This is a genomic window from Larkinella ripae (genome assembly GCF_054780775.1).
The window spans coordinates 215,585-229,210 of the sequence record NZ_BAAGVR010000022.1; the positions used below are offsets into that span (position 1 = coordinate 215,585).

At 58.5% G+C, this 13,626-nt stretch carries 9 protein-coding genes; 4 read left to right on the forward strand and 5 right to left on the reverse strand.

The features are described from left to right. Nucleotides 1–12: 12 nt before the first annotated feature. Genes ACYVHX_RS13750 through ACYVHX_RS13760 form a run of 3 tightly spaced genes read left to right on the forward strand, consistent with a single transcriptional unit; the run spans nucleotide 13 to nucleotide 3,863 of the window. The gene (locus ACYVHX_RS13750; protein ID WP_460672227.1) at nucleotides 13–1,425 is read left to right on the forward strand and encodes a neutral/alkaline non-lysosomal ceramidase N-terminal domain-containing protein; all 1,413 of its coding nucleotides are present in this window, start codon (nucleotides 13–15) and stop codon (nucleotides 1,423–1,425) included. Further along, nucleotides 1,406–2,971 carry a sodium:solute symporter family transporter gene (locus ACYVHX_RS13755; RefSeq protein WP_460672228.1) on the forward strand — a complete coding sequence of 522 codons (1,566 nt, stop codon included), beginning with the start codon at nucleotides 1,406–1,408 and terminating at the stop codon, nucleotides 2,969–2,971. The genes ACYVHX_RS13750 and ACYVHX_RS13755 overlap by 20 nt, the downstream gene beginning before the upstream one ends. Further along, nucleotides 2,964–3,863 carry an SMP-30/gluconolactonase/LRE family protein gene (locus ACYVHX_RS13760; protein WP_460672229.1) on the forward strand — a complete coding sequence of 300 codons (900 nt, stop codon included), beginning with the start codon at nucleotides 2,964–2,966 and terminating at the stop codon, nucleotides 3,861–3,863. Before ACYVHX_RS13755 ends, ACYVHX_RS13760 begins: the two co-directional genes overlap by 8 nt. A 13-nt stretch (nucleotides 3,864–3,876) precedes the next feature. Here the strand turns inward: ACYVHX_RS13760 and ACYVHX_RS13765 are convergent, their stop codons facing one another. Then, a complete protein-coding gene (locus ACYVHX_RS13765) occupies nucleotides 3,877–5,583 on the reverse strand; it encodes a hypothetical protein (protein WP_460672230.1) in 1,707 nt (568 codons plus the stop codon). Between the two features lie 122 nt (nucleotides 5,584–5,705). Between ACYVHX_RS13765 and ACYVHX_RS13770 the strand changes: the two genes are divergently transcribed. Then, on the forward strand, nucleotides 5,706–7,355 hold the full coding sequence (locus ACYVHX_RS13770; RefSeq protein ID WP_460672231.1) for a DUF4980 domain-containing protein: 1,650 nt from the start codon (nucleotides 5,706–5,708) through the stop codon (nucleotides 7,353–7,355). 328 nt (nucleotides 7,356–7,683) lie between these two features. Here ACYVHX_RS13770 and ACYVHX_RS13775 read toward each other — a convergent pair whose 3' ends face one another. The 4 genes from ACYVHX_RS13775 to ACYVHX_RS13790 all read right to left on the reverse strand — a co-directional run bounded on the left by ACYVHX_RS13775 (nucleotide 7,684) and on the right by ACYVHX_RS13790 (nucleotide 13,625). After that, nucleotides 7,684–9,114 carry an APC family permease gene (locus tag ACYVHX_RS13775; RefSeq protein ID WP_460672232.1) on the reverse strand — a complete coding sequence of 477 codons (1,431 nt, stop codon included), beginning with the start codon at nucleotides 9,112–9,114 and terminating at the stop codon, nucleotides 7,684–7,686. A gap of 3 nt (nucleotides 9,115–9,117) precedes the next feature. Beyond that, nucleotides 9,118–10,284, reverse strand: coding sequence for an LLM class flavin-dependent oxidoreductase (locus tag ACYVHX_RS13780; protein WP_460672233.1), 1,167 nt, complete (start codon nucleotides 10,282–10,284; stop codon nucleotides 9,118–9,120). A gap of 120 nt (nucleotides 10,285–10,404) precedes the next feature. Continuing rightward, nucleotides 10,405–12,129: an amidohydrolase gene (locus ACYVHX_RS13785; RefSeq protein ID WP_460672234.1), complete on the reverse strand. Its 1,725-nt coding sequence runs from the start codon at nucleotides 12,127–12,129 to the stop codon at nucleotides 10,405–10,407. Between the two features lie 47 nt (nucleotides 12,130–12,176). Then, nucleotides 12,177–13,625, reverse strand: a complete 1,449-nt coding sequence (locus ACYVHX_RS13790) for a RagB/SusD family nutrient uptake outer membrane protein (protein ID WP_460672235.1) — start codon at nucleotides 13,623–13,625, stop codon at nucleotides 12,177–12,179. Nucleotide 13,626 lies beyond the last annotated feature (1 nt).

Consider the following 13,626-nt stretch of genomic DNA (forward strand, 5'->3'; position numbering starts at 1 on the left):
CTGAATTCCAACATGAATCGCTCCATGACCGAACCCCACTACCCCACCCTTGAACAATCCGCTTTCGCCGGCCTGATCGGTGTCGCCCAGGAAGACATTACCCCGCCGGTTGGTATCTACGCCCGCAACTGGGGCGCGGCCACCCACGAAGTGGCCGAAGGCATTCACCGCCCGCTGATGCTCACCTGCGCGACGTTTCAGACCGCCCCCACGGAGCAGCCGCTGGTGTTGATCGGGGCCGATCTGGGCTGGTGGCGCAGTTCCGACGACGAACGGTTTTTGCGAAGCGGTATTCTGGAAGCGCTTTCGCTGGACGAATCGCGGTTGCTATTCTGCCTGTCGCACACCCACGCCGGACCGAGCCTGAGCCGCGACGATGCCACCAAAGCGGGCGGCCATCTGGTCGAACCGTATTTGCAGCAGCTTCAGGAACAGACCATCCGGGCCATCCGGACGGCGCTGGCCGGGGCGCAACCCGCCACGCTGACCTGGAGCTACGGAACCTGCGATCTGGCCGTCAACCGCGATTTGCCGGATCGTGAAAGAAACCGGTACATCTGCGGCCTGAATCCCGAGAAAAGCGCCGACAATACCCTGCTGGTCGGGCAGATTGCCGATGAGCAGAACCGGGTGCTCGGTACCCTCGTCAACTACGCCTGCCACCCGACGACGCTGGCCTGGGAAAACCGGCTGATTTCCCCCGACTACATCGGCGCCATGCGGGAGGTGGTGGAGCAAACCACCCACGCGCCCTGTCTGTTTTTGCAGGGAGCCTCGGGCGAACTGTCGCCCCGGGAGCAATACGTGGGCGACGTCCGGATTGCCGACGCCTACGGGCGGCAGCTGGGTTATGCCGTGCTCTCGACGCTCGAAGCGGTTTTACCGGCCCAAACCCGGCTTTCGTTTGCCGGCGTGGTGGAGTCGGGGGCTCCGCTGGCCATCTGGGAAAAAACCGCCTACGCGCCTTCCACCACGCTGCGGGCCGAACGGGCGGAGGTGGAATTTCCGTTGAAACCGCTGGCGACGCTGGCCGAAATCGAGCATGAATGGCAAACCTGCGATGACAACGTGCTGAAAGAACGGCTCTGGCGCAAACGCGGCATCCGAAAAACCGTCGGCGACGGCACCGTGACGAACATGCCGCTCTGGGTCTGGCACCTGGGCGATGCGGTGCTGGTGGGGCAGCCCAACGAAGCCTATGCGGTTTTTCAGCAAAAACTCCGGCAGCAGTTTGCCCCCAAAGCCGTGGCCGTCATGAATATCGTCAACGGTTCCACCGGTTATTTACCGCCCGAAGAGCTGTACGGCAACGACCTCTACCCCGTCTGGCAAACTCCGTTTGAGAAAGGCTCTCTGGAATTGCTCATCGACCAGGCAATTCACGTTACCCGCAACCTGACTCCGCATGAACCTCTCAACGCTTGACCTTTCCATCTTTGGCATTTACATTCTGGGTGTTATTTCGCTGGGTATTTATGCGTCCCGCAAAGGCCAGCAAACCAAGCGGGATTACTTCCTGGCGGGCGACAAACTGCCCTGGTGGATGATCGGCGGCAGCATCATTGCCTCCAATATCAGCAGCCATCACCTGGTGGGCGCCATGGGCGTGGCCTACAGCCGGGGCTTTGTCGCCATCGCGATGGAGTGGGGCGCTATTCTGATCGGTTTCAACGCCCTGCTCTGGATTTTCCTGCCGTTCTACATCCGCAACGGTTTTTACACCATTCCCGAATTTCTCCAGAAACGGTTTGGCGCTGCCGCCCGCACCACCTACGCCACGCTGATTCTGCTGACGTACATCTTCGTGGAAATCAGCGCCGTGCTGTATCTGGGGGCGCTTTCGCTGCATTCACTGCTGGGTTTTCCGGTGGTCACAAGCGTGCTGGTGCTGGCTATTTTTACCGGTATCTACACCATTGCGGGCGGTTTGCGGGCGGTTATCTGGACGGAAATGCTGCAACTGGTCGTCCTGATTCTGGGCGGAGTAGCCCTGACGGTGGCCACCGTCAATGCGGCCGGGGGTATTTCGGCCGTAACGGAAACCTCCAAAGACTGGGATTTGATTCTGCCCGCCGACGATCCGGATTTTCCGTGGACGATGTACCTCGGCGGCACGCTTTGCATCAGCATTTTCTACTGCGCCACCAACCAGTTCATTGTGCAGCGGGTTTTGGCAGCCAAAAACGAGTGGCACGCGCGCATGGGCGTGGTGTTCGGCGATTACCTCAAATTTCTGATTCCCGTCATCATCACGGTTCCGGCGCTGGTGGCGCCCAAATTATTCCCGAATCTCGAAAAGCCGGATCTGCTTTTTTCAACGCTGGTGGAAAATCTGCTGCCCACGGGCCTGGTCGGGCTGGTGATGGCGGGTTTGATTTCGGCCGTGATGTCGCATTTGTCGGGGGCCATCAACTCCTGCACCACCATTCTGACGGTGGATGTGTACCTGACGTATTTCCGGAAAAACGCGTCGGAAGCGCAGGCCGTGCGGTTTGGCCGCATTGCCGGAATCGTCATCATTGTGGCCGGGATTCTCTGCACGGGCTTGTTCATCACCCAGTCCGACAAGCCGGTTTTTCTGTACCTGATGAATGCCTACGGCCTGTTCACGCCCGGTATTGCCGTAATGTTTCTGCTGGGTATTCTCTGGAAACGCACCACCCACGCCGGGGCCCTGACCGCCGGAATCCTGACCATTCCGCTGTCCATCGCCCTGGAATTTGTGTTTCCGCACATGCCGTTTTTCAACCGCACCGGACTTGTTTTCTGGACCTGCATGGCCCTGTGCGTGCTGGTGAGTCTGGTGACCAAACCCAAACCGGAAGCCGAACTCGAAGGGCTGATCTGGAACAAGGAAAGCCTGATGCTCCTGCCGGAAGAACGCGAACAACAACGCGGTTTGCGCAATCCGTTTATCTGGTGGGCCCTTATTACGGCTGCGGTTCTGTATTTTTACGTCCGCTATGCCTGACGCTTTGCCGGGTAAAACCGCCCTGAAACCGATCCGTACGATGCTGAAGACGCCCTGGGAAGTGGTCCTGGATTATCCATGCCAATTGGGCGAAGGCCCGGTTTGGGACGCCCAGCAGGGGCGAATTTTGTGGGTGGATATTCTGCCCGGCGACATTCATTCGCTCGATCCGGTGAGCCGCGAACACCGGGTTTTTAACGTCGGCCAGATGGTCGGGGCCGTGGCCCTGCACCCGTCCGGCAAGCTTCTGGCGGCTCTCCAGCACGGTTTTTACGAAGTCTCGCCCGAAAACCAAACCGTGACCTCGATTTTCGATCCGGAAGCACACTTACCCAACAACCGCTTCAACGACGGCAAGCTCGACCCCGCCGGGCGTTTCTGGGCCGGAACCATGGCGCTGGACGACAAACCGGGGGCCGGTGCCTTGTACATGCTCGACCACGACCGCTCGGTTTCCGTGAAAATTGAAAACGTGAGCTGTTCCAACGGACTGGCCTGGAGCCTGGACGAGCGAACGCTCTACTACATCGACTCCCCCACCCGGCAGGTCGTTGCCTATGACTACGACCCGGCAACGGGCGCGATCCGGAACCGGCGGGTCGCTGTTCAATTTAGAGACGCCGACGGTTTTCCCGATGGCATGACCATCGACCGGGCCGGTATGCTCTGGATTGCGCTCTGGGACGGCTGGAGTGTGGTCCGCTACAATCCGCACACCGGCCAGCGGCTCCACCAGATTTCACTGCCCGCAGCCCGAATCACCTCCTGCGCGTTCGGTGGTCGTGATCGGGACGTTTTGTTTATCACCTCGGCCAAAACCGGTTTAAACCAGCAGGAACAGGATAAACAACCCCTGGCGGGCTGCCTTTTCGCCGTAAAACCGCCCGTCTGATTTGTTGACCCGCTTATCTTCCCGCAGCCAGATCCAGTTCGATCACCCCATTGGCCGGCAGAACCGTGAAGTGGTTTTTCGTGTTCGCGGAAGCGAATGAACCCGTGCTGGCCAGCACGGAATACGTCATGCCCTCAAACTCGCAGTCGAGCCGGTTTTTGCCAATCGTTTTAAACGGCAAGGCCTTCGATGCGGCCGCATCGAACTCCAGATACCAGCTCGCCGACGCATCGCCTTCCACTGAAATGGTGACCTTCCGCTCGTCGATCAGCAGCGCCACAACGCCTTTACGGCTCAGCAGGGGCCACGAAATATGCAGTTTACCCGGGGCCGGGCTGGTCACGACCGGGTCGCCCCCTTTCAGTAGCTCCTGGTTTCCGTTGACCCGGTTTTTAAACCGCAGGCCCGCCAGCAGCCCCTGTTTTTCGCTCCAGAGGTAGCCATCCACCACCGGCAGGGTAAAAAAGGAACACTCATTCGAGCTGGCTTTTTGGGTGGTATAGACCGACGGAAACGTTTCGTCGAACAGGTGAATATCGCGAATCCGCAGGCTGCCCGCTTCCCACAGCAGGTTCAGGCGGTAAAACCGGCTGTTGAACCATACGGTTTTTCGAGCCTGGCCGGGCAGGTCGCGGCTGGCGACGAACGAGGTGGCCGGGGTCGTTTTGAAGGTCTTTTTAAACCAGTTGCCCGAGGCTTCCAGGGTTTCAACCCGGATTTTCCCTTCGTTCCGCAAACGGGCAATCAACGGCATCTGAATCGCAAAGCCCTTCGCCATCGCATCCCAGGTAAACGAGTTTTCCTGTCCGGCCTGCGCGTAGTTGAACGCCAGCGACTCGCCATCGACCAGTTCCCGGAAAAACCAGTGGACCCAGGTGCTGTCGCCACCCGCTTCGGGATAAACGGGTTCAAGGGTAATGACGCCCTGACGGCTGGAACCCAGGCCGGTATCGTACTGCCGGATCGGGTCGCTGCCCAGCATCCGGAAAACCGGTACGGGAAGCTGGTTTTTCGCGTTTTGGGCGGGCATGTACGAATTGAGCCGACTCGGATAGTACGCCTGATTCCAGTAGCCGCCCCAGAGCGTGTACCCATCCGTGCCGTACTGATCCTTGCAGTTACTGGAAGCCACGATCCGGTATTTATCGTACAGGTAGTTCAGCGTGTGCGCGTCGATAAACCACGAGCCCACCGATTTGGGGTAGTAGCCGAAAATGGCTTTAAAATCCCGCATGTACACATCCACGATCTTCTCCCGTTCGGCCGGGGTGTAGCCCGTTGAAAAACCGACGTCCGCGTGCCAGTCCCAGGGAAACCGGCCGCGCCAGCGCAATCCGGCTTTTTCGACCAGCGGCTGGGGCAGCTCCCACCAGGCACCGATTTCAAACGTCCCTTTCGGCAGGCTTTTCAGGAGTTTCTGGTAACGGGGGTCGATCAGGGCGTCATACTGCAACAGAAACGTGCCGCCCAGTTGGTACCGCTTCATCAGTTCCACCTGCTTCACCACGGTCTGGTAGAGCACCTCCAGGGTGATTTTAGGATCGCGGGGCTCCAGCAGGCGGATAAAGTTGACAATGTTCACGATTTTGGGTTCCGGTTTGGCCGGAGCGCCGACGGGCGGTTTTCGGACGAAGGCGCCGGTCAAGGCCACACCAAGCCCGCTCAAAAGACCCAGAAACAGGAAAACCGGGAGGCCCCGACGGAAAAAACGTGGAATCATACAGGTCGTTTTAGGAAATCGCGGCCCATCGAACCGGGCGGTTCGGCCGGCCCATTTCAGGGGTACAAGTATAAATGGTTCCGTATCTACTTCAAGGCATACAGCACGAAATTCCCCACTCGATGAAATCAACCCCACTGCTCATCGCCCTGACGGTGTCGATGGTGTTCGGCAGTCGTTTTCTTCCGGCGCAGACCCTTTCCCTGACGATTACGAAACGCTACCTGAACCTGCCGGTGTCGCAGGCCCAAAACCGGGGGACCATGCAATTCCGGATTCAAAACAAACCGGAACGCTCGTTCAAGATCCGGCTCGCCAGCGACAAACCCGACTACTGGGTGTTCTGCGATGTGACGGCCCTGAAAGGCCAGACCATCACCATTCAGTACGATGGAAAACCGGCGGGGCTGGGCGCCATTTATCAGGACGATACCATTGCCGGTCAGGATTCGCTCTACCGGGAGAAAAACCGCCCTCAGTTCCACTTCTCAACCCGCCGGGGCTGGATCAACGACTCGAACGGCCTGATCTTTTACGAGGGCGAATACCACCTGTTCTACCAGCACAACCCCTACGAACGGGAATGGGAAAACATGTCGTGGGGACATGCGGTGAGCAGGGATCTGGTGCACTGGGACGAACTGCCCACCGCCCTCTCGCCCGACAGCCTGGGCACCATGTTTTCCGGTTCCACCGTGATCGACTACGCCAATACCGCCGGTTTCAACCGGGGCAACACGCCCGCCATGCTCGCTTTTTTTACGGTGGATAATCCGGAAAAACAGGTTCAGTGCCTGGCCTACAGCCTGGACAAAGGGCGCACCTGGACCAAGTATACCCGCAATCCGCTGATCGATTCGAAGGCGAAATGGAACAGCAAGGACACCCGCGATCCGCGCGTTTTCTGGTATCGACCCGGCCAGCACTGGGTGATGGTGCTCAACGAACGGGACGGGCATTCCATCTATACCTCCAAAAACGCCAAAGAATGGCGCTACGAGAGCCATGTGACCGGTTTCTGGGAATGCCCGGACCTGTTCGAGCTGCCCGTCGACGGCGACAAAAACCGGACGAAATGGGTGATGTACGGCGCTTCCACGACCTACATGATCGGCTCCTTCGACGGCAAAACCTTTAAACCGGAATCGGGCAAACATGCATACACGACCGGCAGCATCTACGCGGCCCAGACCTTTACCAACCTACCCGAAAGCGATCCCCGGCGCATTCAGATCGGCTGGGGCCGGATTCCGCAACCCGGCATGCCCTTTAACCACCAGATGCTGCTGCCCACCGAACTGCGGCTGCGGACCACAAAACAGGGCCTGCGCCTGAGCAGCGTGCCGGTGAAGGAAACCGAAAAGCTGTTCGAGCGCACCGGGCAATGGGCGTCGCTGCGTGCCGCAGATGCGAATGAGCAGCTGAAATCCCTGCAGTCGATGGACCGGTTCCGGATCCGGACGACGCTGAAACTTTCCCACGCCACCAGCGCGGGCCTATCGCTGGCGGGTCAGCGAATTCTCGACTACGACCTGAATTCCAACCTGGTGAACGGCGTTTTCTATTCGCCGGAGGACATGACCAGCACGGAAATTACCGCCGACATCTACGTGGACCGGACGTCCATCGAGGTTTTTATCGATGGCGGGGCGTATTCGTATTCGCTGGAACGAAAACCGGTTGCGACCAACCGGGATGGCCTTCAGTTTTGGGGAAACCGCATCGACGTCAGGAACCTTGAACTGTTTACGGCGCAATCCATCTGGAAATAAAACCGGTACGCCATCGGCGGCTTTTCACGAAAAAACCGGTCCATGCTGACCGGTTTTTTCGTATTCCATTCCGAAGAACTGGCGGGAAGTCTGGGTGAACGTTATCCGGCCGGCTCGTGGGGCCGTTGCGGTCCCGAAGGCAACGGTTTTCGGGTTTGCAGGTCAAACTTCTGGCCCCGGCCCAGAAACTAAAACGGTCCGAGGTTGCTGTATGGCCCGGCGGGCCGTTTCGACTTTCCGGCCAGGTGTTCCGCATCGTGAATCGCCACGTACGAGTTGCCGATGACTTCAAAGGTGTTTAGCCTTTTTCGCGCATCTTGACAGCGGTTTAGGGCGCAACGGTGTTTCGTCGGGCCATTCCGTAATAAATCGGCACCCCAATCAGGGTAATGATTAATCCCGGCCAGGTGTACGTGGGTTTGTAAATGATGAGCAGTCCGCAAAACGCAACGCCCATCAGGATGTAAATGGCCGGCAAAACCGGATAGCCAAAGGCTTTGTACGGGCGCGGGAGGTGGGGTTGTTTTTTCCGCAAAATGAAAATCCCCCAGATCGTCAGGATGTAGAACAGCACCACCACGAACGAAATCATGTCCAGTAAATCACCGTATTTCCCGCTCAGGCAGAGCGCCGACGCCACGATGCTCTGAATCCAGAGGGCGTATTCCGGTACCGCGTGGCGGTTCAGGTGGGCGGTTTTTCGGAAGAACAACCCGTCCTTCGCCATGCTGTAATAGACCCGCGCCCCGGCCAGAATCAGGCCGTTGTTACACCCGAAGGTGGCAATCATGATCATAACCGCGAACAGGGCCGTGCCGCTGGCACCGAAAATGGCCTGCGCGGCCGCGATGCCCACCCGGTCTTTTTCCGTAAAACCGATGTGTTGCAGGGGCAACACCGCCGTGAACATCACATTCAGAGCCACGTACAAAACCGTCACCAGCAGGGTGCCAAGCAACAGACTCAGACCGATGTTGCGCCTGGGATTGGTAATTTCTCCGGCCACGAACGTGACGTTGTTCCAGGCGTCGTAGCTCACCACCGAGCCCACCATCGCAGCCGCCAGGGCCCCGCCCAGGGCCGGAATGCCTACGTAGTCCCGAAACGAACCGTCGCCCATCAGTTTCCGGATGGACCAGGCATCGCTCCAGTTGGCGGCCCATACGTCCGATTTCAGGTACAGAAACCCAAAACTAATCAAGCCGAGCAGACTCAGCACTTTCGTGGCCGTGAAGGTGGTCTGGATGATTTTTCCGCCCCGGACGCCTTTGGTGTTCACATACGTCAGGAACAGAATCAGGCCGATGGCCAGCACCTGCGCGGGCGAAATCCGGACCGAACCGAGGCTCAGCAGCGTCACGTCCTCACTCAGTTCGGGCACGAAATAAGCCAGAAACTTGAAAAACGAAACGCCCACGGCCGCAATCGTGCCGGTCTGGATCACCGCGAACAGACTCCAGCCGTAGAGAAACGCAATGAGCGGGTTGAAGGCTTCTTTCAGGTAGACGTATTGCCCGCCCGCTTTCGGATACATGCCGCTCAGTTCGCCGTAACTCAGAGCCGCCGTCAAGGTCATAAAACCGCTGATGAGCCAGACGGCGATTAGCCAGCCCGCCGAGCCGATGTGGCGCGTAATGTCGGCGCTGACGATGAAAATTCCGGAGCCAATCATGCCACCGGCCACCAGCAGCGTAGCGTCCAGCAGGCCGATTTCCCGCTTCAGGGTGGTGGGTTCGGCCTGAACCTGCAGTTCTTCCATGCGTCAGACCAGAACGGCGGTGGTTAAAGGGGTCACCGGTTTTTCGGCCGGAATCCGGTTTTGCAAAACCGGCATCGAGACGTTCGGCAGGTGCGGCAACACCAGCTCGGCGAAGGAGCCGGCTTCTTCAAGCAACGGAAAACCGGAAAAAATAAACGCCCGGATGCCCATGTCCATGTAGCGATTCAGCTTGGCCAGAATCTGCTCGGGACTGCCCACCAGCCCGCCCCCACAACCCGAAAACACCTTGCCGATGTGGGTCCACAGAATGTCTTCCACGTAGCCGTCGTCATCGGCGGTTTCGCGCAGTTCGTCCTGCCGGACGACGCCCAGCGAGCGTGAGTCTTCCCCCCGGCTGCGGATTTCCCGGCCGCGTTGCTCGTCAAATTTCGACATCAGCCGCCGGGCGTACGTGCGGGCTTCGGCTTCCGTTTCGCGCACGATGACGTGCACCCGCAGGCCAAAATCAATGGTCCGGCCTTCGGCAGCCGCCCGGGCGCTCAGGTCCTGCATGGTTGCGTACAGACTTTCCTCCGACTCGGGCCACATCAGAAACACGTCGCAGTATTTGGCGCACACCTCCCGCGAACCGGGGGACGTACCGCCGAAATAAAGCAGCGGCCCGCCGTTTTGCTGGTACGGTTTTACGGGGTCGGCGGGCATGTTGAACTGGTAGATTTCGCCCTTGAAATCGATGTGGTCCTGCGTCCAGGCCTGTTTCAGAATCTCGATCACCTCGGCGCAGCGTTTATACCGAAAATCGGCGTTTTCGCGCGTTCCCGGCAAATCGGAATTGATGATGTTCAGAATCAACCGGCCTTGCAGCATGTGGTCGAGCGAGGCAATGGCGCGGGCCAGCATCGGCGGGTGAATTTCGCCGGTCCGGATGGCCGTCAGCAGGTTAATCGATTCGGTTTCGGACGCCATTCCGGCGGCAAACGTCAGCACATCCTGCCCGACGGTGTAGGCGGTGGGAAACAGCAGCGAGCTGAACCCGAGTCGGTCGGCTTCCCGCGTAATGTCGCGGCAATGGTCGAAGGTGCTCCGGCGGTCTTCGTCCAGAACGCCCAGAAATTCGGTGTCGCCCCCGATGATGTCGTTGAACCAGGAAATTTCGGCCACCCGCTGGGGGGTCCGGATGGGGACGGTTTTTATAGTGGATAAAGTCATGATTTGCGGGAGAAAAAGAAGTGAACCAGGAGAAGTCCGATCAGAAAGAAAAAGATAGCAGGGAGTCAAGGCGCTCCCCACTATGCTCATACAACTAACTTTTCTGTCAAGTAAAGCGATCTAGCGTTTGTAGATCGTCTGGCCTTCCTTGATGGTTTCCAGCACAACGATGTCCTTGATTTTCAGGGGATCAATCGTCAGCGGATCGTCGGACAACACCACCAGATCGGCCAGTTTGCCTTTTTCAATCGAGCCCTTCAGCTTTTCCTCAAAATACTGGTAGGCGCCGTTGATCGTAATGGCCCGCAGCCCTTCGAGGGGCGTCACCCGCTCCTCCGGCCCAATGGTTTTGCCCGAGCGCGACTGCCGGTTGACCGACGACCACAGCAGAAACATCTGGTTGACCGGCGTGATGACGTAATCGGTATGGTTCGTGAAGGTGATGTTGCGCTTGAGCGCCGACTTGAGCGGACTGGAAAAAAACGCCCGGTTTTCGCCCAGGTTCTGCACGTGCACGTCGCCCCAGAAAAAGGTGTGGTTCGTAAAAAACGAGGGCACCATGCCCAGTTTCTGGTACTGGTCGAGCTGGTCGGGGCGCACAAACTGCGAATGAATCACCACGGGCCGCCGGTTCGTGCTGGTCGTTTTCAGTGCCCTGTTGGCGTTTTCGATAGCCGTCAGGTACATGTCGATGGCGGCATCGCCGTTGCAGTGCACGAATACCTGAATGTTGTTTTCAAACCCTTTTTTGACGGCCGCGTTGAACTGCTCCTGCGTCGTCACCGGAAAGCCCCGGCACTCGGCATTGTCGCAACCCGGCACGTTGGTCAGGTACGGTTTTCCGAAAAAGGCGGTTTTTCCCTGCGGAGACCCGTCGGACACAAACTTGAATCCGTTCAATTTCAGGTGGTTGTCGAGCGAGCCGTATTTGAAAGCCGGATTCCCCAGCACTTTGTCGATGATGCCGTACGAGGGCAGCGTTTCGATGTCGATGAACAGGGCGTTGCGTTCGGCGGCTTTTTTGAGCAGTTGCAGCGATTCAAAACTGGTGCTGCCGTCCTGCGCGGTCGTGATGCCGTAGCTGGCGTAAAACGTCTGCTGGTCTTTCAGGTCGCTGAGCTGATCGTCCAGCGTCGGGGCTTTGCTTTCCACAAAGCCCCGGATGAGTCCCTGGGCCTTTTCCTGCAACAGGCCGTCGGGTTCGGTGCCCCCCGGTTTGCGGACAATCAGGCCACCCGCCGGGTCTTTGGTCTGGTGGTCGATTCCGGCGATTTTCAGGGCCGCCGAATTGGCCACCGACATATGCCCCGAAACGTGCGTAATCACGACCGGATTGGTGGGAAAAGCGCCGTCCAGATCTTCCTTCGTCGGGTGACGTTTTTCGGCCAGCTGATCCACATCGTACCCAAAACCGGTGATCCACCCGCCGTCCGCGATTTTTTTGGCGGCTTTGTGTTTTTGCAGTTCGGCCACCAGATCGGCCAGCGTTTTCACCGGTCCCACCGGCGGAGCCGCCACGTTGGCCATCTTCGTGCGACCCAGTCCCATAAAGTGGCTGTGTCCGTCGATCAGACCCGGAATGACGGTTTTTCCACCCAGATCAATGACCTGGGTCTTCGCGCCTTTCAGTTGGGTAATGACTGCGGTCGAACCAACCTCCACAATTTTTCCGGCACTGACCGCAACGGCCTGCGCCACGGAATTTTTGGCATCGACCGTGATGACGTTTCCGTTGATGTAAATTTTGTCGGCCACGGCCTTCGGCGATTTGCCCGCAACGGGATCGGTCGCGAAACTCCAGCAGGGCAGACCGGCCAGCGCCAGGGCAGCAAGGGTATTTTTCATGGTTTACGGAATTAAATTGACAGACTATTCAGGAGTAGTTGTGCGCGTTATCGGGGCGCCAGCGCGTTGTAAGCCAGCTCATTACTCGGAATGGCCCAGACATAATTCCCTGCCGTCGGCGCGATCTCGGGGGCGGTTCCGGCATTCCCGGTTTTGGCGGGCAGGGCCTGCACCCGGCGCAGCAGATCCGGCGTCCGGAAGCCCTCGCCCAGCAGCTCGATGCGCCGTTCGTTCAGAATCGTGCTGACCAGTTCGTCTTGGGTGCCAACGCCCGTCGTGAACGTATAGGCCGCGTCGGAGCGGTGGCGAACGGCTTTCAGCAGGGCGGTGGCGGTGGTCAGGTTGCCGGTTTGGGCGGCCGCTTCGGCGTAATTCAGCAGCACTTCGGCGTAGCGGATCAAGGGAACATAATCCGTATACGGCGCGGCATTTTTCGGAAATTTCCGCAGGAGTTTCTGCCCGGCCGCATTGGTCGTGATCAGGTTTTTGCGGGCGTCCGCCGAGCTGGCCGATGCAAAAACCGGGTCAGCCCCAATGGCGGTGGGGTTCAGGTACAAAACCGGCGATAAGTAGTTGGCCGCCAGTGCGCTTTGCAAACCGGGTGCTTCGGCCGGATTCACGAACGGGATCGAAAACAAGACTTCATTTCCCACGTACGAGCCGCCGAAAACCGTCGCTACATTGGCTTCCAGCCGGTGGGTCAGCGTTCCCGAAACGTACTGAAAAGGAGCCGTCGCCGGAACCAGTTTGGCGGCTTCGGTAACGACACCGGCGTAGTCCGCTTTCGCCAGATAGGCCCGGGTTTTCAGCGCAATGGCCGTGGCTTTGTGCGCCCGCGATGCCGTCAGGATGGCCGTGGCATGGGCCGTTGGCAAATCCGCTTCGGCTTCGTCCAGATCCTTGATAATCTGCGCATACACCTCGGCCACCGTGCTAAACGCAAAATCGTTGTTGCTGCCGGAGGTTTCCGGTTTCAGGCGCAGCGGCAGGGCCGGGCTGGTGCTGCTTTGCGCGAACGGTTGGGCGTAGGTTTGCACCAGACTCAGGTAGCTGAAAGCCCGCAGGAACTTGGCTTCGGCGATGTAATTTCTGCGGAGCGAGTCGGCCACCACCGTCGAAGTTGCCAGGTTGTCGATCAGCAGGTTGGCCGAATTGATCGTCGTATAGGCCGCGCTCCAGACCGCGTTGACGAAATCGCCGGAGGATGAAATCGTCTGGTTCCAGACGTTGGCGCCTGTGGAATTGTTGCCGTCGTTCTGGCTGAATTCGTTGCCGCGCTGCTCGTTAAAGACGATAAACCGCCCGCCGTAGAACGACTCCCGGCTGAAATTGGCGTACAAGCCGTTCACCTGCGCCAGCACCTTGGCGGGGGTGCTGTAGGCAGTTTCGTTGGAAATGGTCGTAACGGGCTGTTTATCCAGCAAATCGTTCTGGCAGGCCGTCAGAAAAACCGTTACAGCCAGACTTATATAAATTACAAATGGATTGATTTTCATA

Coding starts and splice junctions, on each gene's coding strand:
- ACYVHX_RS13755 (WP_460672228.1), top strand. CDS start 1,406: ATGAACCTCTCAACGCTTGACCTTTCCATCTTTGGCATTTACATTCTG.
- ACYVHX_RS13785 (WP_460672234.1), bottom strand. CDS start 12,129: ATGAAAAATACCCTTGCTGCCCTGGCGCTGGCCGGTCTGCCCTGCTGG.
- ACYVHX_RS13775 (WP_460672232.1), bottom strand. CDS start 9,114: ATGGAAGAACTGCAGGTTCAGGCCGAACCCACCACCCTGAAGCGGGAA.
- ACYVHX_RS13760 (WP_460672229.1), top strand. CDS start 2,964: ATGCCTGACGCTTTGCCGGGTAAAACCGCCCTGAAACCGATCCGTACG.
- ACYVHX_RS13780 (WP_460672233.1), bottom strand. CDS start 10,284: ATGACTTTATCCACTATAAAAACCGTCCCCATCCGGACCCCCCAGCGG.
- ACYVHX_RS13770 (WP_460672231.1), top strand. CDS start 5,706: ATGAAATCAACCCCACTGCTCATCGCCCTGACGGTGTCGATGGTGTTC.
- ACYVHX_RS13765 (WP_460672230.1), bottom strand. CDS start 5,583: ATGATTCCACGTTTTTTCCGTCGGGGCCTCCCGGTTTTCCTGTTTCTG.
- ACYVHX_RS13790 (WP_460672235.1), bottom strand. CDS start 13,625: ATGAAAATCAATCCATTTGTAATTTATATAAGTCTGGCTGTAACGGTT.
- ACYVHX_RS13750 (WP_460672227.1), top strand. CDS start 13: ATGAATCGCTCCATGACCGAACCCCACTACCCCACCCTTGAACAATCC.